Source organism: Thalassobacterium sedimentorum (genome assembly GCF_031127905.1).
In the GTDB taxonomy this organism is placed as follows: Bacteria; Verrucomicrobiota; Verrucomicrobiia; order Opitutales; family Coraliomargaritaceae; genus Thalassobacterium; species Thalassobacterium sedimentorum.
Genome location: NZ_JARXIC010000041.1, coordinates 1 through 22491, shown reverse-complemented (window position 1 = coordinate 22491; position 22491 = coordinate 1). Strand labels below are relative to the sequence as shown.

Here is a 22491-nt window from a genome sequence, read left to right as displayed (position 1 = left end):
AGGAAAAATGTGAATCCTGCTAAGTTTTGAATAACTTCCAAGAATAAAGTTGGTAAAGTCATAAGCAGTTGAACGAGCTGCCAACTTCGTGGTCGATCAAAAAAAACAGATAACAAGCGTCAACTAGAGCGACTCAACTTTAATGCCACGGCGCTCCAGTAAACTTCCATCAGCCCGAAAAAGCTCGATTTTAGCCATCAGGTATGCCACGCGTGCTTGCACTTCTGCGATTCGGCTCTGCGCAAAATCGCGTTGTGCCCGAGCCACATCCAATGAAGTGCCTGTCCCCACTTCGAAGCGATCTTCTTCGGCCTGTAAGCTCTGTGCGCGGAATTCACGTGTCACCGCAGAAGCCGTCACCTGTTTGCGTGCCCGTTCTAATTCATTCAGAGCCAGCAACACATCGTAACGCACCAAACTGCGCAAATTAGCCAGAGCTTCATCCGCCTGCTCCGCGCTAGCTCGAGCAATCGTATCGCGCGCCCGGCTCGCTCGATTACCGATAAATTGACTCAGTTCAAAACCTAGCGTATAGTCGTAACTCTCACCGTCATTCTCACGTACACTACGCCGAAAGCTATCTGCATAGCCTGAATGCCCCAGATTAACAAACAACTCAAGCTGCGGTAAGCGACCATTGCGTGTCACCACCGTTTCTAATTCATCCCGCTCCCGCAGTAGTTTGGATGCTTCAATTTCCGGTCGAGCTTGTAAGGCGAGCTGTATATGCGACTGAGCCTCGGGTTTAAAATGAACATCCACCACTGGCAAACTAGTCGCCTGCAGCGGTAGTGCCGCATGTAGGGGTAAATCGGGATAAATTAAGCGCATCAATTCATAGAGCCGTGTATGGCGCAAACTCTGGGCATCAATAAGGTGCTGTTGCTGCAATGCCAGTTCTGCCTGGGCGGCGGCCGCCTGATTCTGAGACAAGCTACCGACTTCGATCCTGGACTGGATGTCTTCCAATTGCGCCTGAGCCAACTCAACAGATTGCTCAAATACTTTAATGGCCTCCGTCGCAGCCACAAAATTCCAATAGGTAGACTCCACCTCAGCCACCAGCGCCAGTGTAAATCCAGCCAATTCATATTGGCTAGCCAACGTCTCTAGCTTAGCTTGTCGCAATGAGGCCAGGTTCACGGCCGCACCAAAACCTCGTAGTAATTGCTGTGTCACAGTCAGACCATAGCGAGCTTGCTGTTGCTCCGGAGCACGGTTGGAAATACTACGCACACTGGAAACCGACGCCTCTAATTCTGTGCCGAAGGGCAAACGCTGCCGCAGCCCAAGCTCTGCGTCAACATCGCGGCCTTCAACTGGAAATTGTTCCCCGGTTGAACGGGAGGTCTCCGAGGCCGCTTCTTCAATGTACTCGAAATTCGCATATAGCTCGGGGTCATACACACCGCGCTCGATTTGCTCAAAAGCACCGGCAATAACAGGAGTCAATTGCTGGATATTTAAATCACGATTATTCTGTAATGCCTTAAAGACAGCCTCTTCCACACTTAAATCCCAGCTCGCTGGTGTCTGTGCTTGCAGCACATTCGCAGCAACTAGGCCCAGTGTAAGTTGAATCATACGCATCATGATTGCTTCGTCTCCTCATTATCTGAATGCACCAAGGTATAAACGACAGGTATGAGTATCAGTGTGATACAAGTGGAGCCAATTAACCCGCCCACCACAGCACGCGCCAGCGGTGCTTGCGCATCGGCTCCTTCACCGATCCCCAACGCAAGTGGTAATAGACCCAAAATCGTGGTTAAAGTCGTCATTAAAATCGGTCGAAAACGCCGTCGTCCAGCTTCCACCACCGCAGCATGCAAACTATAGCCGGATTCCCGGACCAAAGAGCTCGCTTGGTCGACTAACAAAATCGCATTATTGACCACGATGCCCCCCAACATAATGCAGCCAATCCCAGATTGAAGATTCAAGGTCGTATCTGTCAACCAAAGCGTTAGCAGTACCCCAATCGCAGCCATAGGCGTGGACAGCATGACAACTAAGGGGTCACGCAAGCTTTCATACTGACAAGCCAAAACCATATAAACGAGCAAGAGTGAGATCAATAGCGCCACGAACAGTTCCCGGAATGCCTCTTGCTGCTCTTCAAAATTACCGGATATATTTAATTCATAGTTGTCCGGACGCGGGATCCCCTCCAACACCGCCTGTATATCATTTGCAACTGAACCTAAATCACGACCAGCTACATTGGCAGACACTGTAACCTGACGTTGCTGATGCTTACGCGTAATCTCAAGAGGCGCGCGACTACTTTTGGTACGCACCAGATTACGCAATACAATCATATCTCCATCCGCACTGCGCAGTGTTAGGTTCAGCACCTCGTCCAGTGAGCGCGATTCAGCATCCTTCAACTGCACCAGAATACGATACGAATTACCCTCACTGCGATAGTTCCCCGCGCGCGAACCAGCGATTGCGGTCTCAATGACCTCAGTAATTTCCCGTGGAGTAAAGCCCAGATCAGCCACCTTTTGTCGATCAATCAAAATTTCTTGCTGTGGCGTGCCAGAATCATAGCTGCGATCGATATCAGTAATACCATCAATCCCTTGAATCCTTTCAGCCACCTTAGCAGAAAGTGCTTCCAAAGTGGCTAACTCAAAGCCTCGAATTTCAACGGTAACCCCTTCACTTCCACCGATAATGCGTTCTAGCAAAAACTGCCCCTGTGGCGCACGTGTGCGAATTTCCATACCTGGCACCTGTCCCTCGATCGCCAGTCGCAAGGCTTCGGCAATTTCGACATTCGATCGACTACGCTGAGCTGCAGGCAACAAAGACATACGTATTTCACCGGTATTCTCGCGAACAGTCGCAACTGTGGACACAGCCTCTGGTACCAATGGATAAACCAAGGACTCCAACCAGCGGGTCTGTTGGTCCAACAGTTCCAGGCGTGTACCCACCTCCATTTCGCCAGTCACTCGCACCTCGCCCTCATCACTCGGCGGTAAAAATTCGGTGCCTAAATACGGGAGAATACATAAACTCAGCCCCAGCAATATCAACATGCTAAGAATCACTCTAACACGATGACACAATGCCGCTTCTAACAGGTTCAAATACAGTTGATTCATGCGCTCAAACGCCTGTGTGGCCTGATGCTTGAGCCGTGTCAGCCAACTAGGAATATGCCCCCCATGATCCGCAGGCTTGAGTAAACGCGATGCCAACATCGGCACCAAACTTAAGGAAAGCAAGAGGGAGCACACCAATGAAAAACAGATCACATAGGCAAGCTCACGGAATAAGAGCCCTGACACACCCTGCACGAAAACGATAGGTAGAAAAATCACCAAGGTGGTGATGGTACTGGCCACAATTGCGGGAGCCACCTCCCAGGCCCCTTCTGCTGCGGCATCCACACGATTCTTCGTCTCCTCGTCACGTTGCCTGAAAATATTTTCCAAGACCACGATGGAACTATCCACCATCATCCCCACCCCAAGCGCCAAACCGCCGAGCGTCATTAAATTAATCGTCAATCCTCCAAAATAAATGAGAGAAAAAGTGGCAATGATCGAGATTGGGATCGATACCGCAATCACCAGAGTGCTACGAATATTGCGTAAGAAAAATAGTAGTATCAAAACGGCTAACCCGCCTCCATAAAGAACAGAACGCGCCACATTCTCAATCGAACGCTCAATAAAATTCCCCTGATTAATGACTGGTACGACATTGATCTGCGGAAACTCCCGATTGATACGATCGATCTCCTCTAGGATATGACGCGACACTTCAACTGTATTGGCGGCAGATTGCTTACGAATCGCGATACGTACGCCCCGCTCACCGTTCACACGAATTAATCGAGTTAATTTTTCATAAGTATCACGCACATCAGCAATATCCGCGACTGTCACTGCAGCTCCATCACGAACTGTCAGCACCGTCTGGCGCAGCTGATCAATACTCTCAAATTGAGCCGGTGCCCGCAGCGTCACTTCATAGCGCCCGTCTTCGATCTGCCCCGCTGGCAGATCTATATTAGCATCACGTAACGCACTTAAAATCTCATTCAACGAAAGCCCGAGTGCATTAATCTTCTCAGGATATAGCTCCACTCTCACCTCACGCGGGAATCCACCCCAGAAGTCCACTTGTGCAACACCGGGAATTTGCGTAAAACGATGGCGAATACGATCTTCAATCAACTGTGTTAATTCGACTGGATCCAAGGGGCTTGAAACCCCAACTAGTACGACCGGAAAGCTGTTGACACTAAACTTACTAATACGTGGACGTACGATATCGTCAGGCAACTCGCTAATCTCATCTTCGATCGTCGCACGCAGATCAATGGCAGCGGCATCGAGATCAGTGCCCCAGACAAAGTTAACCTCAACATTACTGCGTCCCTCCTCTGATGTTGAGGTGATCTCCTCCACTCCAGGCACCGTAGCCACAATCTCTTCGATGATTTGCGTGATTAAACGCTCGATTACCTCCGGACTTGCGCCCTCGTATTCAGTGCGAACAGATGCTGTCGGCAGTTCAATACTAGGCAACAAATCAATCTGAATACGACTCAGAGAAACCGCGCCCAACACGATCAAGATGAGAGCCACCATCGTTGTAAAAATCGGGCGGCGAACACTGTGACGTGGTAAATTCATTCGGTAGGAAAAGAAGCGAGTGATACTGGTGAGCCATCTTCAACCAGTTGTTGCCCCAGAACAATCACCTGCCCTAGGATATCTTCGCCGATCACTTGAACACGATCGCCCTCGCGAACGCCCAGCTGCACAGGCCGCCAACGCGCAGTCTGCCCGTCCTCACTCAACAAAAAAATGCCCGTTGAGTCCGAACGTGTGACCAAGGCCATATCCGGCACAATCTGTGCCTGCGCCACTTCCTTGACCACCACTTGGGCACGCACAAACATGCCTGGCTTCAATCGAGTGTCATGATTCGGCACCGTGATTTCAATACGTGCTTGCCGGGAGCTCTCCTGGAAAACGGGCGCAATGCGCTCGATTGTCGCTTGGAAAATTTCATTTGGATACGCATCGGTTTCTATATCAACGACCTGCCCGACAGACAATTGAGGATAGTCTTTTTCTGAAACAAAAAAGACCCCAGTGAGCGGATCGATATCCACGATACGAATTAATGGTGACAGCGCATTGAGTGTCTGCCCTTCGTCCGCATAGCGTTCCGCCACCGACCGTGGTGAAGGGTCACCAGACCACAGCGCTTGAACTTTAGTGTAGCCGAGTTGAATCCGAGCGGTCTCAACCGCCGACTCTGCTCGCTGAACCTGTGCACGTTGCACCTCCAATTGAGCTTCAGCTGCCAATTGCTCACTCTGTACGATGTCGTATTCTGCCTCAGAAGCCACTCCGCGCTCGCGCAACACGCGCGAGCGCTGCATTGCGCGCTGCGAAATCGTTAAATGGCTCTCTGATTGCATTAAATTGGCCCGTGCCACCAGTAAATCAGCCTGTGCCTGCGCTAATGCCTGCTGATACTCCGCATCATCCAAAGTTGCAATCACCTCTCCCTGCTGAACCAAATCACCGATGTCGACTCCTATTTCTTTAATCAAGCCACTCACCTTGGGGGAAATAGGAAACGATGCACTGGCTTCCAAAGCCCCGCTAAAAACCCGCATTTCACGAATTGAGCCAACTTCAACTGCCGCCACTTCCACCGGTGCCGCAGGTCGTACCCGCTGCTTCCCAGTGCTGTGCTCACTGTCGCAACCGATAATCAGTACAGTTATAACCAGCACACTTAAAACTGTATTAAGATGATTCATAAATAATCCCATTGATAATGAAGCCACGTAGCGTTCACAGAATTTCGCCAAAAGCAATTGAACAAAAAGAATACTGCGAAAAGTCCTTTCTCATACTTGCCATAAGCTCGACGGAACATTGAATCGCCAATACTGACCATATTCACAGCTATATGAAATTTTTAACAATTCCCCTAATTTTCTGCCTAATCGCACTACACAGTTTTGCTCAGAGCATTCCCGATGGCATCCAAAGCATACGAACGCTTGGAGGCATCGAAGAATATCGCCTAGAATCAAACGGCCTCAATATTCTGCTCATGCCCAACGAGGGACTCCCGGTTGCGACGGTCATGGTCACTTATAAAGTCGGCTCACGCAATGAAGTAACGGGGACCACTGGTGCGACTCATATTTTAGAGCATATGATGTTTAAGGGCACCGAACGCTTCAATAGCGTCGATGGCAACGACTATTCCAGCCAAATGGAGCGTATTGGTGCACGCTCGAATGCAACCACATGGTTCGATCGCACGAACTACTACGCCACTATGCCCAGTGAGTATGTACCGATGACCATTGAGTTGGAAGCAGACCGTATGCGCGGCCTGCTCATACGGGAGGAAGACTTGGCCTCAGAGATGACTGTCGTTCGTAATGAATACGAGCGTGGCGAGAATAGCCCTGTTAGCACTCTAATTAAAGAACTCTTTGCCAGCGCCTATATGGCGCATCCTTACAGCCACCCAACAATAGGCTGGCACTCAGATATCGAAAGTACCACAACAGAAAAATTACGTGAATTTTATGATACCTACTACTGGCCAGAAAACGCAGTATTAACTATCATCGGCGGTTTCAATAAAGCTGAAACACTGGAAGCCATCGTCACTCACTATGGCAAGGTTCCCGCCGCACCGCACACAATACCAGCGGTCACAACCAGCGAACCAGAACAACTCGGCGCCCGCCGGGTAACGATTCACCGCGCGGGTCAGGTCGGCGTGGTCATGATCGGCTTTAAAGTTGCCGCTGGCACACATGAAGATTGGGCCGCCCTCACCTTATTACAACAATTGCTTGGCGCCGATAAAACGGGCCGTCTCTATCGAGCGCTCGAAGACAAAGGCAAAGCCAGTGCCACCTTCACTTACGCCCCCCAATTGAGAGACCCTGGCCTCTTCATCTTTGGAGCCTATTTAACTCCTGACTCCACACACCAAGAAGTAGAAAACATCATTCTCGATGAAATTGATGCGCTGATTAGTGGCGGCGTGGACAAAGACGAATTAGCACGAGCCAAGTCAGTCATCCAGGCCAGTACTGTTTATGGCCGCGATGGGCCCTATGCGATCGCAGATCAAATCAACGAAGCGATTGCTATGGGAGATTGGACTGCCTATCTGAAACTACCAAATGCGATTCAGCAGGTCTCAACAGATGCGCTACAGAAAGTGGCCGCTAAATACTTTATTAATCAAAGCAGCACCACCGGCTGGTTCATTCCGGAAGTCGTCAATTCGCTAACAGCGCAGGCTACTCATATTACTGGCCCAAACTACTTCAGGGATCCTGCCCTGTTTGGCCCATTACATAACAAACCCACAACTACCGCACCGACAAAGATGGCCGCACAGACTCGCCCCATCGTCGATTTCAGTACCCACATGCAGCAGGCTCAAATCGGAGGCATACGCCTCGTTGCCATTGATATGCCAATCGACAACGTTGTCTCCTTTGTTGGCAGTATTGCTGCAGGAGATAGTTTAAGCCCTGCAAATGCACCGATGCTGGCGAGTCTGACTGCCGCCATGCTCGACAAAGGCACCACCAGCCAGGATCGCTTTAAAATTGCAGAGAAACTCGATACACTCGGTGCGGACATCAGTTTTAGTTCGGGGGCACAAAATCTCAACTTTGCTGGGCAATTCCTGCGTCCAGACGCGGGATCGGTATTAGAGATTCTTGCAGATCAACTGCGCAATCCAGCTTTTGACGCAAGCGTACTGGACAATTTGAAACGCCGCCAGGAAGCCGGCCTCCTACAGGCAATTGATAATCCTGATTACCGTGCAAGTGCTCAGCTCTCACGACTACTCTATCCCACTCATCACATCAACTATAGCACCCCGATCAAAGAACTACTGGCAGACCTCAAGTCCACCACAATCGAGGATCTAAGCGCCTTCCATCAAGCCCATTATGGCGCGGATTCCATGACCCTAATCTTCACAGGTGACATCGACTTCGAACAACTCAAGGCCGCCGTCGCAAACGCATTTGAAGACTGGAACACTGGCAGCCAGTATCCCAAACTAGCGACCAAACAGCTCACCAACCAACAGCAGTCCGAACGCATCTACATAGAAGACAAAACCAGTGTCGCCGTTCGTTTTGGTTATAACACTGAATTGCAACGCACCGCAGAAGACTACCTGCCATTTATGGTTGGTAACTATATCCTAGGCGGTAGCTTTCACTCACGTCTGATGACTGAAGTTCGTAAGAATCGTGGCCTAACTTACAGTATTCGCTCAGGGCATGAAGGTGATATTCTGACTCCAGGTAATTGGATTCTAAGCGCAAGCTTTGCGCCCAGTATGCTAAACCAGGGCCTTCAAGCCACGCATGAAGTTCTACAACATTGGTACTCGGAGGGTGTCACTGAACAAGAAGTAAGCGCTGCGATTGAAACTTTAACCGGATCCTATCTAGTCGGACTATCAACCACAGGTAGCGTCGCAGCACAGGTCCACAGCTTTATGCAACGCGGCTTCGAACCTGAATACATCGATCAATATCCGGAGCTCGTTCGCCAGCTCCATGCAGATGACGTCAATCGTACAATTCAGGAGTATTTCGATCCCACTCAATTAACAGAAGTTATTGCTGGATCACTACATAAAAACGATCCCCAAAAAAGCGATCTGGCGGACCCGATGCCGATCACAGTTCGCCTGGATGTACCGGATGCAGGTTGGCGCATACATATTAACAGTATCTATCGTACCAATGAAAGCATCATCGTACTCTCTGAACTGAGCCGAGATGCCGAAAACCTAGCAGCACAAGTTATTAGTACTGCCTCAGATACGGCAAACATTGCCTTAGACGAAATCGATCTCCCCATACGCCACTACATTACAGGTAAAACATGGGATTGGGGCGACACTGGTGAATATACTTTTATCGACTCGCCAGAGCTTATGAGCGATGTCTTTAAAGCATCCGAACAACTCTTCCAGCGAGAAAAATAATCGACTCGCATTCAGAGGGGCTTTCAATACCAATCTCCCGCTCACATTCTAATTTTACTTTTATTCAAACAGGCTATGGCAAAAATCGACGTAGAAACCCTAAAATTCATCCTGCAACGCAACGAACCCGATATCCGTAAGGTCAACGAGATCATGCAGGAAATCGAAATGGAACTGAAAGCTGAAGAAGAGGAGAAAGCCAATCGTCCCCCTCCGGTTAAGAAACAATTTTCCATCCTCATTTCCGACCCAGAAGATGAACTCAAGGATAAGGATTTAACCGGCTGGGTGGTACAAATCCCTGAGGATGATGGTGTCACAGTCGCCCCCGAACGTATCATCAGTGCAGCCTACGAATTTAATACCACGCCCAAAGGACGCCGTATGCCCGTAGAAACAATTGGCGAAGCCTGCGAAGCAGTTCCTGCCAAGCTGTTTAAAGAACAGAACGTTTGGATCAAAACCAAGGTGCCAGTACTAGCCGTCACCTGCCCAAACAAGATCCCCACCGAAAAAGTCGAATAAACAGCTTAAAGCGTTGAGCTTAATAGACCGTGCCCTCTCAAATTGGATGGGCACGGCTATTTTTGTACACCCAGTTATCTGCATTTAAGTACAATATGTTCGAGTAACCTTAGCCCAAATAGGGCAAAACTCCTTTATACTGTGTAAATAAAGTAAAAAATAACATTTCGTCTGCGTTAAGCCAGCGCAGACATACAATTGGCATCTGCAATGCTAACCACTTGCATTATAATTCCACCGAGAGGAAACCAATAATGCATACGACCAACATACCATTCGAAGCCGCTTTAAATGCGCCAACCGAAAACGGAACTGCCTACCACCGTCATTTCCGATCCAGAAATTTAATTGCAGAAGAATCACCAGCGGCATCCCAGGCTTCACACTCACAATCGACGAATTTTGATGAATGCGTCCGATTGAGCATTTATAAAGGAGCGACCGCAATTAAACGTAACAGTGTGCCTGCGATGTTCACACTAAGCTTAATGGCACTCTTGGCTTGGGCGTATAACAGCATTCCATCTGTTAACTCGTTCTTCCATCAAGTAAGCATACTCAAACAAACGATGGGGATCGCCTTTCCGATACTTGCAGCTGGACTGAGTGTTGGCCTCATCTCTGAATGCTACGCCTACTTCTCCAGCAGCACGCGTCGATGGACAATGCAAAACACGCTCAATTTCGGCTTCCTGTTTCTGACATTCGGCATCATGAGTGCCGCCAAGGAACCCATCTTCGTGTTATTGGCAAACCTCTATGGCGCAGGCAATGACACCACAGTTCTGGTTAAGAAAATGCTGTTTGATCAGTTCGTCTGGACAGTTTTCCTAGCCTGCCCTTACCAAACATTGCTCTTCTCTTGGAAAAACCATGGCTTTTCCCTGCAAAAGATGAAGCTTGAGTGCCCCACATTCTCAGAATTCTTTGCTGTGAAAATGCTACCAGTCTTGCTATCCAACTGGGCATTCTGGATCCCGATGTCGGTGATCATTTACAGCTTCCCCACCAACTTGCAACTACCAGTTTCCATCATCGCAATCAGCCTATGGGTCTGCATTCTCAACTTATTAACTAAGAGCGAGAAAGCCTAAACGTTGCACGATTGTTGACCATCGTTGGACCATCGACAATCTAAAGTTCCCAGCCCAAACCCGGGCGAGTCACTCCATTGTTACCTCATACCCAATAGAACAGTAATTATGAGCACACACGAGGACACCAACAAAGAAACGCAATCAAACTGCCCAACACACACACAAGCAGCACACACACCAAAGCTACTTGCAGTGGGCACTTTTGTCGCCGACTACCACAAGGTCGTTGAACACTATCCAAGCGAGCGCGCCAGCTCTCGCATTTTTGAAGAAGTGGTCAGCCCCGGCGGCGCACCACTCAATCTACTCATCAACTTAGCCAAACTCGAGTCCGGATTTTCCCTAAAAGGTGCTGGACGCATTGGCCGTGATTTAGATGGACAGTTTATCACGGAACAATGCCGGCAACATGACATAGATATCAGTCAGCTTGCTTACGATGAGAAGTATTCAACAGGTTATACCGACGTCTACACCGTAAAAGAATCAGGCAAGCACACTTGCTTTCACTTCGACGGTGCCGGAGCCCATTTCTGCCGCAATGATGTCCAGTTAACAACTGATGATGAACTTGATTACTTATTCCTGGGATCACTCGGTGCCTTAGGACAATTGGAAGTAAGCGACCATCCGAAAAAAAATACTCAAGCCACCACACTGCTTCGCGATGCACGTAAACGCGGCATCACAACGATAGTCGAATTCGCTCCGCTGGATAGCGGAACCTCACTACAGGACTTTGCAGATACATTGGCCGAAGCCGACTATGCCATTCTCAATGATAGAACTGCAGAGACGATAACAAATCGCAGTCTATATACGGAGAATCAATTTGACCCAACCATGGCGCGGACATTGGCACAGGAGATTCTCGACACTGGCTTACACAAAGCTGTGATAATTCAATCCGGATCGGGTGCAGTCTACGTTGGTGCAGATGGCAGCTTTGCTCACCAAGGCAGCGCATTCCTACCATTGGATAAGCGCGCTGGCTCAGCCGGAGTTGACCATGCTTTTTGTGCTGGTTACATCGACGGCTTGGCAAAGGCACTGAGTCCGAGTGTTTGCCTGCGTCAAGGCATTGCTGTTTCTACTGTCTGTCGAACGCATCTGACTCCCTCCGGAGGTATTCAAAGTCTCGCAGCATGTATGCAATTTTATGAAGATTTACAAGCAGTCGCGACGTCTGATTAAAGTTATAAACTCGCAACGGTGCATTCATTCACAGAATGCGTATCTGACTGCCTAATAAAGAGTGCTACGCTAAAGCGACTGCGCCCGTAATTGATCATCTTTGCGAAGTCTTCTTTAGCGACGGGTATGTATTGGCAGTCCAACTCGCTGATCGTTAATTTATCTGTGTCCGGATCGTGCAAGTAAAAGCAAAGTTCATCAAAGGCGGTCACCACCACCCAATGCGGTGCCTTGTCGCCGTTGAGTCGGTAGCTACTGATCATCACCAGCACAAACGCACCATACTTTAATTGCGACTCAATTTCGGCCACCGAAACTGCCTCGCACCGAATGGGGATCGCCTGCGCCTGACTGCGCTCAAGAAATTGCTCGTGCACCAAATTCAGCACCTCTTTCTTGTGCGCCGAGCGCACGCCTTCCACGAAAAGCGGATCGGTCTGGCTCATCATAACTTCCGCGGCGAAGCCACGGCGCTTTGCCGCGAGCGCCAGACCTAAGGGGTGACAGCCTCCGTGGCCTGATGTCATAAAAATAGTGGTGGCTTCACGCCAAAGATCGAGTTCGAGACTTTGGTTCAATACAGTCGCAGGCTCAATGGCCGCCATCACCATCATCAGCGATGCGGGTCCGCAAGTGAAGGCGGTATGCTGCCCATACCAAGGCACGAAGCTCTCCTCACGCACGCGCTCTGGATAGCGAATGCGCTTTTGCATCCGCAAGGCATCGCTATGATCTTCGTAATAATCAAGAAACTCTCCAAACACGCGATAGCCCAAACGCTGATACAGCTGCACGGCAGCGAGATTTTGCTTGGCCACCTCCAGCCGCATAAAGAGTCGATCTTCTTCCACTGCTGCGACTTCGAGGGCCAGCATCAATGCACTGGCATGCCCCTGCCCGCGCGCCTCGGGGTGCAAGGCGATCGAATAGAGCCGCGCCAGGCGTGTGCCTTTATGCAATAAAACGAGGCCGTAACCATAGACGACCTGGTCCCACTCCAGCACTAAGAAGATACAATTCTCGCCTTTGATCCAACGCTGAAAGGAGCGTCGGCTCAATCGATCCGAAGTAAAGCAGAGCGCCTCAATCTCCAGCAAACGTTCGATATCCTCTGCCTGCGCACAACGAAAACGACGCTCACTCACGTCCACGCCGCTCCAAGCGATCTACGAACTCCTGCATGATCATCATGTAAAGTTCGTCGCCCAAGTAGGCATCTTCCACACTGTGATCAATGCTCGGGTTGTCGTTCACCTCGATCACATAGATCTGGTTGCCCTTTTGCTTAAGATCGACTCCATACAGACCGTTGCCAATGATCGCGCTGGCCTTGAGTGCCGCGTCCAACACCGGCTTCGGTGCTTCAAAGGTAGGGATGGTATCAAAGCCGCCGGACTTGCCGGACTTTCGGCTCGATGCATGGTTATAAATTTGCCAATGGTCGCGTGCCATAAAGTATTTACAGGCATAGATGGCCCGGCCATTGAGCACACCGATGCGCCAATCAAAATCGGTGTAGATGTATTCCTGCACCAAAGCTAATGCCGACTCTTTAAGCATTAATCCCAACTTCTCTTTGAGCTCGTCGCGGTTGCCGACTTTATACACGCCGATCGAAAATGAACTCTCTGGCATTTTGAGCACCACGGGATAATCAAAATGAGCCTCAATGCGATCGAGCTCGAGCGCCTCGGCATTGGCCACCACTAAAGTGCGGGGCGCACTGACCTTATTATAACTGAACGCATCCTGTAAAAAAATTTTGTTGCAGCAGCGCATGATTGAAGTCGCGTCATCGATCACCACCAAGCCTTCCATTTCCCCCTTACGCGAAAGTCGGTAGGTGGGGTGGTCGATACTGGTCGTCTCTCGGATAAAGAGCGCATCGTACTGCGAGAGATGCTTCAGCTCATCTGAACGCACCAACTCTGCGGCGATGCCGACCTTGGCAGCTGCTTTGACAAAGCGCTTAATCGCTTCAGCATCACTCGGCGCATTGGCCTCATCCGGATTGTGCAAAATAGCCATGTCCCAGCGATGCTTATTCTTATGGCTAGGATTGCGCCACACTTGCTCGGTAAAGATCCGCAGCCGCTCATAGAAGGTCTCACGCTCCGCAGTATTGAGCACGGATAAATTATCACGCTCGACCGAAAGTTCCAAGCCATGCGCACCACGGCTAAGGCTTGCCCGCAAGAGCGGCGCCGCATAGCGCTCAAAGACCGCACGCGCCACTTTTTTCCACTCCTCACGCTCCGTCCAACCAAAATAGATATTGAGCACGACCGGCACCTCCATGTCCGCACTCAACTTTGGGAGCAAGGGCTGCAAACGATGCTCTTCACCGCCATCTTGATAACGAAGATCATTGATGGTATTGACACTGGGCAACACCCGGTGTTTGCGCGACTCCGCCAGCAGCGAGCAATAATAGCCCCGGCTTAAATAGTGCTCGGTATCGCACAAATTGATAATGCGCGTGCGCGGCTCTCCCAGCTTCGGATAATCTGAGAGATACTGCTCAAACGTGATCACATTGAGATCTAACGGAGGCGTCTCCGTTTGATCAGTCACAACTAAGGTCTTATACATTGAATGATACCGCAGACGATCAAATCGGATCCATCATTTTGGTCCGTTTGCTATGAGCCTTTTTTAGAAAAAGTCACTCTTAATCGACGGCAAATATGCACACTGCTAGCGACGCGATGCCAATCGCGTCTCCCCGGCACGCAGCAGACGTCGCTCGCGCGACATCGCTCCCCCCCAAGCTACCCCAGAAGTCACGCCACCACAGGCCCAGCCGCGGCACTCTGCCCCGCCACGTTCCCGGTCACGAAGCAACCTTGTATCAAGAAACCACCGGTGGGCGCTTCCCAATCAATCATTTCTCCCGCGCAATAGACGCCGGGCAATTGCTTGAGCATCAGTTGCGCATCCAACTCCGACCAAGCCACCCCTCCGGCGGTGGAAATGGCCTCGGCGATTGGACGCGCTTGCGTCAATGGAATCCGACAACACTTGGCCGCTTGAGCCAAAGATACTGCATCGTGAAACTCACCGTAATACTGACGGAGAATCGCACAGGCGGTCTCATTTAATTTCCAACGCAGGCTGGCCTCTTTATAAAAATTGCGACGCGCGGACTCCATTTTTGCAATGAGCCGCGCTTCAGTAAATGTCGGCTTAAAATCGATTTCGATGACGGGCGAAGCCATCCGACGCAACTCTCTGCCTAAAGTATACAGAGGAGTGCCCTCAAAACCGTAACGCGTGGCCACCAACTCACCGGTCAGCGTGCGCCCATTCGCACTCAGCTTCAGATTCTGCAGTGGCTTGCCTTCTATCTGTGCACGCGTCTCAGGACTCCAGTCACACTCCCAACCACAATTTGCGGCTGCTAAGGGCACCACTTCCACACCTTGCGCCTCCAATATGGAGACCCAACTGCCAGTAGATCCGGTCTGCGGCCATGAGGCACCGCCCATGGCGAGGACGACCGCATCGAATCTTGCCTGCACGGGCTGATCCCCCTGCAGACAGTCGATTTGAATCCGACCGTCGGGCTGTTTCGCTAGCCCTGTCCATTGATGCTTCATACGAAACACCACGCCCAATTCGCGCAAGCGCAGGACCCAGCGGCGCAATAGAGGCGCCGCCTTCTTGGAAAAAGGAAAAACCTTACCACTCGATGCCGCAAAGGTGTCCACCCCGAGTTCCGTGGCCCAATCACTCAAATGATAATTGTCAAAATCCTTCAGGTATTCCCGCCAACGCTCGACTGGAAAATCACGCCCGGAATACTGGGCCAGAAATGTCTCAAAATCGGCACTATTGGTCAGATTCAGACCACTGCGCCCGGCCACTAAGAATTTACGCCCAACTGAAGGCTTGGCGTCAAAGACTGTGACCGCTGCTCCACGACGCGCAGCCACTTCTGCTGCCCGCAAGCCTGCAGGTCCGCCGCCTATAATTGCAATTTCACGCCTCGAGTTGTCCATACGGCTCAAAGCAAGGTAGATCGCACGGACTCGCAATGTAATTCTATTGCACTTTGCTATGCATACATTCTCCTGTATTGGCTAAGGAATTGCTGACAAACTAGGTGGTCGAACTGGTCGTATATTACCAGCAAAAATTCGCCGATAAATTTCATTTTTTGGCTTCTTCAGCTGCGAAAGCTGAAAATCCTTACTGCCAACATAGTAGGGACCATAACGATAAGCAGCTGCGAGTAATGGATAGGTAAAACTATCGTGTTTCTTAAGATAATCCCGACAAAAGGCGAGGTAGTCGATCCCAACACGCACATTTGTGCGCCAATCCCAGGCCTGTCGATAGGACTCATCCGAGACTTCTCGCCAAGCCGGTTTAGTCAGCTGCATTAAACCTCTCGCAACCGAGCTGCGTGCACGCGCGTTCAAACTGCTCTCAGCCCATGCAAGCGCATAGACAAACTCAGGATCCAAATCACTTTGTGGTGCAATCTCTTCTATATACTGCCAGACCGCTTCCGCAGAAATCGGCTCACTGCGCGCACCTATCGAACGTGTAATGCTAAACGCTAGAATGCCCACCAGCACACCTAAAATCACTGCGACTCGAATGAATAAGCGCTCGTGACGATGATAATGATGATCCATTACTTAGAGAGAAACAGAGATAGCGAAGACTGGCAATACTAGGTATTCTCAAAATCCTTAGCTCGCCTTAAAACGTCGGCTACTCAGAACAGAATTGCGGGCGCCCTTGGCCTGTGTGTGCTTTAAACCAGGACGATAATTCATAACCGAGGTGAAATCCTCAGGTAGTGCAGACTTGGCAACCAATTCTCGAACTCTACCTTGGTAATTATAATGCACGATCGTCTCGGCTGAATGCAGCAGCATTCGCTTAGTCTCCACCTTCATGGCCACTTCTTTATTAAAACTAAAACTTCCATAGGTGCGATCACCTACAATGGGCAGCCCATGTTTTTTACACTGCACTCTGAGCTGATGAGTGCGCCCAGTCAATGGCATCAATTTCATCAGGCTGACTGGAAAACCTCCCGTAGGCGACTTAATGACTTGATAGCGTGTCTTGGCTGAAACCTTCAGCTGCCCCATTTTACTGGACCGTTTAGCACTGTGCACATGCTTATTCAATTGATCCAGCCATGATCCAGAAGCCACGCCAGGCTTCCCCCGAACCAAGGCATAATAAATTTTTGTCACACGGTGTGTGGAAAATTCCTTTTTTATTGTCGCACTAATTTCAGGGTTTAGCCCCAGTAAAATGACTCCAGAGGTGGGCGAGTCCAAACGATTGATTAACCATGCTCGACAAATGCCACCGGCACCATCCTGCCAGAAATAGCACTCTTGCTCTAAATCATACTCAGCCACCAATAAGGCACGTTGTTGATCCTCACCACAGTTCGGATGCGACATCACCCCTGCTGGCTTATCCAATGCAATCAAACCGTCTTGATTGTGTGCCAATATAGAGACTCCTTCTTTTAAAGGCAGTTGATCCAGCGATGTATCTACAAAATCCGACATAATTTATTAAGAGCAGTATCTGTATAATGTGCGTTAGCTCAATATCCAATCGAATATGTCCTTAGCGGAAATTCAACGATAATGAAACATAACATTCAAGGTTCGCTGTTGACCAAAGACTTGCACCATTTCCTGAGTCCAAGGTCTGAAAGGTGAACGCTTGGTTATGGCAGTTTCGCATATAAACGTAGCAATTTCACTCGCCGTGCTCTGTACCGCTTGCACATCAGTAACACGTCCGTCCGCATGTAATGTAAAACGAACTTGTACCCGTGTAGCTGTATCGATTGGCTGAAAGAAATCAATTTCCTGATACCAGCCCGTCTGCACCGCAGCGTAAAATTGATGCTCATACTCACCAAACTCACTAAAGGTCGCATCAATCGCGAGCGCCCCCCGGCGGCTGGCAGATCCCTGAGAGCGCATAAGCGGTCCAGTCACAAGTTCAGGCGCCAGGCGCGGACGTGCACGTGGCTTGGCTTGAATTTCGGGCTGCCCCCCCGCTCCGTCACCCACGGAGTCTTGAGTCTGCGTGGTCTCGGGCTGTGGACGATAAACATCAATCGGCGCCTGAGGATCAGGTTTTTCAAACACCTCCGTAGCCTGTCCAACTAAATCGCTGCGACTACCAGGTCCCTCTGCAGCCACCGGATCTTGCTGAATGAAATCTGGTGCCGGCAAGGCTGGTGTCGGTGCTGGGCTCGCTACCTCACTTGGACTGCCGAGCTTCCCACCTTGATCACCCGCTCCCTCTCCGGAAGCTGCATTCGTCGCATAAACACCTGGTTCCAAGGGGGGCGTTTGATCCAACTGCCCTTGTATAATCTTTTGAGAGTCTTCCTCGCCATCAACATTTGGCTGATTGAGCGCATCCTCCAATGGACTCTGGTCAGCGGCTTGCTGGCTGCGATAAGAATACTGATCCGCACGGTCCGGTTCATTCTCAGGAACTTCGGGACTCGCCTCGACAAAACGCGGCTCCACAGGATCAATTAAACTAATTTCATAGCTTTCCGCTTGTGCCTCTAGCTCGTGACGATCTGTAAGCGGCATCAGCTCTTCGGGTACAACAAGCACCACTCCGACATGCACAAGAATCGTCGCTAGGAGTGCTATCCAGCTCACCCAGCGAGGCTCACGGACCTCGCATGGAAAAAGAGTCGCCGGATAAGGCTTTGAAGTAGGATTAGGCACAGTGAAACTTTACGGCAAAATCAACTTAGTTCCAAAAATCGAAACCAAGTTCCTGTAAAGTTAACTCTAAAACCTGAATAGGCAAGCCCATCACATTTTCCACCGATCCACTCACATCATCGATGATTAAATCGCGACCAGCTTGAATACCGTAAGCACCAGCTTTATCCAGTGGATTGACTAATGCAAAATATGCATCGATACGTGCATCATCCAACTCCTGAAAGCGCACCTCACTACGCTCGACAAAACTATGTGCCAATCCCCCCTGCTGCCAATGTAGAGAAACTGCCGTGTACACTGTATGTGTACGTCCGGAAAGCATGCGTAACATCCGGCGGGCATCTTCCAAATTGACAGGTTTACTGAGTGCCTGCCCATCCAACGCAACCGTTGTATCCGAACCAAGTACTAAGGCATCCGGCACTTGCGCAGATAAAGTCGCCGCCTTCAACCTGGCATTCTCCAACACCATCTGCTCCGGACCGGCACTCCCTGAATCATCTTCTTCCACATGCGTGGGCCGGACTTCAAAGCGCAAGCCCATTCGCTGCATTAGCTCCGCACGCCGAGGTGATGCCGAGGCGAGATAAAATTTCTTCACTGACTCCGTCATCATCAATCTAGTCCAAAACACGTTCTACTGAACCGATCGACCGCGCAAAGGTCAAACGACTCAAACCATAGAGATAGAAGGCGTTGAGATGGCTACGCTCAGCATCAGCCAATCTAATTTGCGCGTCAATTAGCTCACGATTATCTCCCAGACCTTCGCGATAGCGCTCACTGGCCTGCTGTACTTCATCATGGCCCAGACGCACCTCATCACGCGCAATCTCAATTTGAGCGTAAAGCGAATCCATCTCCAGGATTGAAAATTTAAACTCACGTTCAATCTGGTTACGCAACTGACGCAACTGATACTGATTTTGTCGCACGGCCGCGCTCGCCTCACGTGACTCAGCTGCGATGCGCCCACCTTCCCAAAGTGGAATTGAAGCTCGCACACCCAATAACCATGCCTCCGCCTCATCACCATCGAAGGCATGATTTGAGTCATAGCCCCAGTTAGCAAACAGCTCCAATGTCGGCAAACGTTGCCATCCCGCCGCCTTTTTAGCCAGCTCGGCCTGTGTCAGCACTTTTTGCTGCTTCTCCAGCTCTGGACGCAGTTCAGTAAGCACTTCAAGTGAACCATACCGTTTAATCGAAGGGGGCGCTTTCGCTCCCATGATAATGCCACGGTCTAACCCCACTGCACGCTCAAGGTCCAGATCTAATAAGGACTTTAGCTGCAGCATCGAGTCCTCAACCGCGATTTCCGCCTCCATCAAGGTGCGACGCTCAGTCGCCAGTCGCACTTCCGAACGAGTGACATCGATTTTGACAGCCGAACCTGCATCATATTGTTGCTGGGTTAAATCTAATAAAGCCTGCTCACGCTCGACATTCTCACGAGCGATTTCAACACGCCGCAAATCGCGCAACTGAGTAAAATACAGAAAGATTGCCTGATGTAGAAGATCTTGAGTCGCCACCTCATAGTTCATCTGCTCGATCGCATAATTCAACTGAGCGATTTTAAAATCTGCGTAGCGCTGAGTATCAAATATTGGTAGTGAAGCTTCGATACGTGAAGTAAACAAATTATAAGGAGGAATATCCAAACTAGTGGAGGAAGAAGCATACGCTGTTTGCTGGCGCGATTGTTGCGCGTTAAGCGAAAACTGCGGCAGCAAAGCCGCACGACGCTGATAGCTCTGCTCCAAAGCGCGCCGTACGCTCTCTTGAGTCATCAACAATTGTAAGTTCTGCCCCTTCACCCGCTCAATCACGTCATCGACACTCAAATGAAGTGGCTCCGACGCAACTGCACTGCCGGCCCCCTGCCCCATCAATGGCGCAGACAATAAACTCAGGCAAAGAGTGAATAGAATGGCGAAAGTCTTGTCTTCTCTGTACATTGGAAAATAGTCGTAAATCTCGCAGCTTAAGCAAGTCCGCCTGACTATTCGGGCAAGTCATTTATTTGCAAGTCGCAGTTCAAACAATCGTTTCAAATACATTTTACCTATGAAAATTGGCATCGCGCAGATCAACACCACAGTCGGAGACCTCACCGGCAACTCACAACGCATCCTAAGCGCCTACAAAGCGCTCGTCGCCGACGGTGCCGACTTAGTGCTCTTCCCCGAACTCGCCGTCTGCGGTTATCCGCCACGCGACCTACTCTTTAAAAGCCGCTTCGTTAGCGACACAGAAGACGCTCTCGATGCCATTGCCCAACAGATCGGCTCCGTGCCCGCAGTGATCGGCTACGTGCAAGACCGCGGCCCCTGCATCACAGGACGCCCCTTCTACAACGCCGCTGCATGGTGCGAGTCCGGCGAGGTTAAAACCGTCGCCCACAAATCGCTCCTGCCCAGTTACGACGTGTTCGACGAAGAGCGCTACTTTGAGCCCGCCGAAGGCCCCACAGTCTATGAGTGGCAGGGGCAAAAAGTCGGCATCACCATCTGTGAAGACATTTGGACCCATCCCGATCTCAAGACCAGTCGCCGCTATTGCAACGATCCTGTAGGCACGCTGGCAGAGCAAAACATCGACCTCTTACTCAACCTTTCCGCCAGCCCTTGGCACGAGGGCAAAAACGAAGCGCGCGAGCCACTGGTGCAAGACGCCGCTGAACGCTGCGGCTGCCCAGCTGTTTACTGCAACGCCGTGGGTGGCAACGACGAACTCATCTTCGATGGCGGCAGCCTCGCCGCACACCCGGAGCGCGGCCTCGTCGCCGGCCTGGCCGCCTTCCGCGAAGAAAATCACGTGATCGATCTCGCAAGCCCTACCGGCTACGTGTCGGAACAATTCAATCTCAAAGGCAATGCCGCCACACAAGCCGCACTCGTTCTCGGCCTGCGTGACTACGCCCACAAGAGCGGCTTCAAAAAAGCACTGATCGGCCTCAGCGGCGGCATCGACTCCGCCGTGGTTGCAGCCATCGCCGCCGAAGCCTTCGGCCCCGAAAACGTGATCGGTATCGCCCTGCCCTCCGCAATTTCCAGCCAACACAGTCGCGACGATGCCGCCGCACTCGCCCAAAACCTCGGCATCGAATACCACGAAGTCGCCATCGCAGACACCGTGGCATCCGCCGAGTCCGCCCTGGGCGACCTCTTTGCCGGCCGCACAGCCGACGTGACCGAAGAAAACATCCAAGCCCGCGCACGTGGATTGCTACTGATGGCGATGTCCAATAAATTTGGCGCACTACTGCTCACCACCGGCAACAAGAGCGAAATTTCTGTCGGTTACTGCACCCTCTACGGTGACATGTGCGGCGGCTTGGCAGTCATCTCCGACTTGCCCAAGATGAAAGTCTATGCACTCGCACGCCACATGAACCTCGAGCGCGAACTCATCCCCGTCAACACCATCGAAAAAGCGCCCTCCGCCGAGCTACGCCCCGATCAAAAAGACGAAGATTCCCTGCCCCCCTATCCAGTCTTGGACGGCATTCTGCGCCTCTACGTAGAAGAGGGCCTCTCACGCGCCGAGATCGTGGAAAAGGGCTACGACTCCGAGGTCGTCAACGACATCGTGCGCAAAGTCGATCTCAACGAATACAAGCGCAAGCAAGCCGCCCCCGGCCTCAAGACCACCCCACTCGCCTTCGGCGTCGGCCGCCGCATCCCCATCGTACAGAAATATGTAAGCTAAGCGCGGTTCAAAAAGCTTCGGCTAGGATCCTCCCGCACAAAACATTCGATGTTCAATGTTGGACGTTCAATGTTCAACGTTCCCACTGTTCCCATCTCACAAAGCACGCCGCACGGCCGCATAACCCGCACACGACTACGACGAGCCTTCCAAAATATCCAAGGGACTCACCGTCAAATCCT

16 protein-coding genes are annotated in these 22491 nt (G+C 50.8%); 5 read left to right on the top strand and 11 right to left on the bottom strand.

All coding sequences use genetic code 11. The annotated features are described in order from the left end of the window. Nucleotides 1-123 precede the first annotated feature (123 nt). Genes QEH59_RS16280 through QEH59_RS16270 form a run of 3 tightly spaced genes read right to left on the bottom strand, consistent with a single transcriptional unit; the run spans nt 124 to nt 5803 of the window. Nucleotides 124-1584: a TolC family protein gene (locus QEH59_RS16280; RefSeq protein ID WP_308986445.1), complete on the bottom strand. Its 1461-nt coding sequence runs from the start codon at nt 1582-1584 to the stop codon at nt 124-126. A gap of 5 nt (nt 1585-1589) precedes the next feature. Continuing rightward, on the bottom strand, nt 1590-4658 hold the full coding sequence (locus QEH59_RS16275) for an efflux RND transporter permease subunit (RefSeq protein ID WP_308986444.1): 3069 nt from the start codon (nt 4656-4658) through the stop codon (nt 1590-1592). Continuing rightward, complete coding sequence (locus QEH59_RS16270) at nt 4655-5803, bottom strand: efflux RND transporter periplasmic adaptor subunit (RefSeq protein ID WP_308986443.1); 1149 nt, start codon at nt 5801-5803, stop codon at nt 4655-4657. The genes QEH59_RS16275 and QEH59_RS16270 overlap by 4 nt, the downstream gene beginning before the upstream one ends. A 152-nt stretch (nt 5804-5955) precedes the next feature. Between QEH59_RS16270 and QEH59_RS16265 the strand changes: the two genes are divergently transcribed. The 4 genes from QEH59_RS16265 (at nt 5956) to QEH59_RS16250 (ending at nt 11855) form a co-directional block, all read left to right on the top strand. After that, the gene (locus QEH59_RS16265) at nt 5956-9039 is read left to right on the top strand and encodes a M16 family metallopeptidase (RefSeq protein WP_308986442.1); all 3084 of its coding nucleotides are present in this window, start codon (nt 5956-5958) and stop codon (nt 9037-9039) included. Between the two features lie 75 nt (nt 9040-9114). Then, a complete protein-coding gene (locus QEH59_RS16260; RefSeq protein ID WP_308986441.1) occupies nt 9115-9564 on the top strand; it encodes a hypothetical protein in 450 nt (149 codons plus the stop codon). A 254-nt stretch (nt 9565-9818) separates the two neighbouring features. Then, a complete protein-coding gene (locus tag QEH59_RS16255; RefSeq protein ID WP_308986440.1) occupies nt 9819-10658 on the top strand; it encodes an Mpv17/PMP22 family protein in 840 nt (279 codons plus the stop codon). A gap of 108 nt (nt 10659-10766) precedes the next feature. Then, nucleotides 10767-11855 carry a carbohydrate kinase family protein gene (locus tag QEH59_RS16250; protein WP_308986439.1) on the top strand — a complete coding sequence of 363 codons (1089 nt, stop codon included), beginning with the start codon at nt 10767-10769 and terminating at the stop codon, nt 11853-11855. A gap of 2 nt (nt 11856-11857) precedes the next feature. Here the strand turns inward: QEH59_RS16250 and QEH59_RS16245 are convergent, their stop codons facing one another. The 8 genes from QEH59_RS16245 to QEH59_RS16210 form a co-directional block, all read right to left on the bottom strand. Further along, nucleotides 11858-13000: a GNAT family N-acetyltransferase/peptidase C39 family protein gene (locus QEH59_RS16245; RefSeq protein WP_308986438.1), complete on the bottom strand. Its 1143-nt coding sequence runs from the start codon at nt 12998-13000 to the stop codon at nt 11858-11860. After that, nucleotides 12993-14447 carry a RimK family protein gene (locus QEH59_RS16240; protein WP_308948867.1) on the bottom strand — a complete coding sequence of 485 codons (1455 nt, stop codon included), beginning with the start codon at nt 14445-14447 and terminating at the stop codon, nt 12993-12995. The genes QEH59_RS16245 and QEH59_RS16240 overlap by 8 nt, the downstream gene beginning before the upstream one ends. Before the next feature lie 191 nt (nt 14448-14638). After that, nucleotides 14639-15856, bottom strand: a complete 1218-nt coding sequence (locus tag QEH59_RS16235) for a BaiN/RdsA family NAD(P)/FAD-dependent oxidoreductase (protein ID WP_308986437.1) — start codon at nt 15854-15856, stop codon at nt 14639-14641. An 81-nt stretch (nt 15857-15937) separates the two neighbouring features. Continuing rightward, nucleotides 15938-16498 (bottom strand): transglycosylase SLT domain-containing protein, encoded by a 561-nt coding sequence (locus QEH59_RS16230; protein WP_308986436.1) that lies wholly within the window; start codon nt 16496-16498, stop codon nt 15938-15940. Nucleotides 16499-16555: 57 nt separating this feature from the next. After that, nucleotides 16556-17398, bottom strand: coding sequence for an RluA family pseudouridine synthase (locus QEH59_RS16225; RefSeq protein ID WP_308986435.1), 843 nt, complete (start codon nt 17396-17398; stop codon nt 16556-16558). 72 nt (nt 17399-17470) lie between these two features. Beyond that, entirely contained in the window at nt 17471-18523 is a 1053-nt protein-coding gene (locus QEH59_RS16220; protein WP_308986434.1) for an energy transducer TonB, read from the bottom strand. Between the two features lie 94 nt (nt 18524-18617). Then, nucleotides 18618-19196: a Maf family protein gene (locus QEH59_RS16215; RefSeq protein ID WP_308986433.1), complete on the bottom strand. Its 579-nt coding sequence runs from the start codon at nt 19194-19196 to the stop codon at nt 18618-18620. A 19-nt stretch (nt 19197-19215) separates the two neighbouring features. Then, nucleotides 19216-20556 (bottom strand): TolC family protein, encoded by a 1341-nt coding sequence (locus QEH59_RS16210; protein ID WP_308986432.1) that lies wholly within the window; start codon nt 20554-20556, stop codon nt 19216-19218. 109 nt (nt 20557-20665) lie between these two features. On the opposite strand from QEH59_RS16210, the gene QEH59_RS16205 reads away from it, so the two are divergent. Beyond that, nucleotides 20666-22309 carry an NAD+ synthase gene (locus QEH59_RS16205; protein ID WP_308986431.1) on the top strand — a complete coding sequence of 548 codons (1644 nt, stop codon included), beginning with the start codon at nt 20666-20668 and terminating at the stop codon, nt 22307-22309. Nucleotides 22310-22491: the final 182 nt, after the last annotated feature.

What these genes read in the sequence shown, in the direction of transcription:
- QEH59_RS16280 (WP_308986445.1), bottom strand. Translation starts at nt 1,584, where the DNA reads ATGATTCAACTTACACTGGGCCTAGTTGCTGCGAATGTGCTGCAAGCA.
- QEH59_RS16275 (WP_308986444.1), bottom strand. Translation starts at nt 4,658, where the DNA reads ATGAATTTACCACGTCACAGTGTTCGCCGCCCGATTTTTACAACGATG.
- QEH59_RS16270 (WP_308986443.1), bottom strand. Translation starts at nt 5,803, where the DNA reads ATGAATCATCTTAATACAGTTTTAAGTGTGCTGGTTATAACTGTACTG.
- QEH59_RS16265 (WP_308986442.1), top strand. Translation starts at nt 5,956, where the DNA reads ATGAAATTTTTAACAATTCCCCTAATTTTCTGCCTAATCGCACTACAC.
- QEH59_RS16260 (WP_308986441.1), top strand. Translation starts at nt 9,115, where the DNA reads ATGGCAAAAATCGACGTAGAAACCCTAAAATTCATCCTGCAACGCAAC.
- QEH59_RS16255 (WP_308986440.1), top strand. Translation starts at nt 9,819, where the DNA reads ATGCATACGACCAACATACCATTCGAAGCCGCTTTAAATGCGCCAACC.
- QEH59_RS16250 (WP_308986439.1), top strand. Translation starts at nt 10,767, where the DNA reads ATGAGCACACACGAGGACACCAACAAAGAAACGCAATCAAACTGCCCA.
- QEH59_RS16240 (WP_308948867.1), bottom strand. Translation starts at nt 14,447, where the DNA reads ATGTATAAGACCTTAGTTGTGACTGATCAAACGGAGACGCCTCCGTTA.
- QEH59_RS16235 (WP_308986437.1), bottom strand. Translation starts at nt 15,856, where the DNA reads ATGGACAACTCGAGGCGTGAAATTGCAATTATAGGCGGCGGACCTGCA.
- QEH59_RS16230 (WP_308986436.1), bottom strand. Translation starts at nt 16,498, where the DNA reads ATGGATCATCATTATCATCGTCACGAGCGCTTATTCATTCGAGTCGCA.
- QEH59_RS16225 (WP_308986435.1), bottom strand. Translation starts at nt 17,398, where the DNA reads ATGTCGGATTTTGTAGATACATCGCTGGATCAACTGCCTTTAAAAGAA.
- QEH59_RS16210 (WP_308986432.1), bottom strand. Translation starts at nt 20,556, where the DNA reads ATGTACAGAGAAGACAAGACTTTCGCCATTCTATTCACTCTTTGCCTG.
- QEH59_RS16205 (WP_308986431.1), top strand. Translation starts at nt 20,666, where the DNA reads ATGAAAATTGGCATCGCGCAGATCAACACCACAGTCGGAGACCTCACC.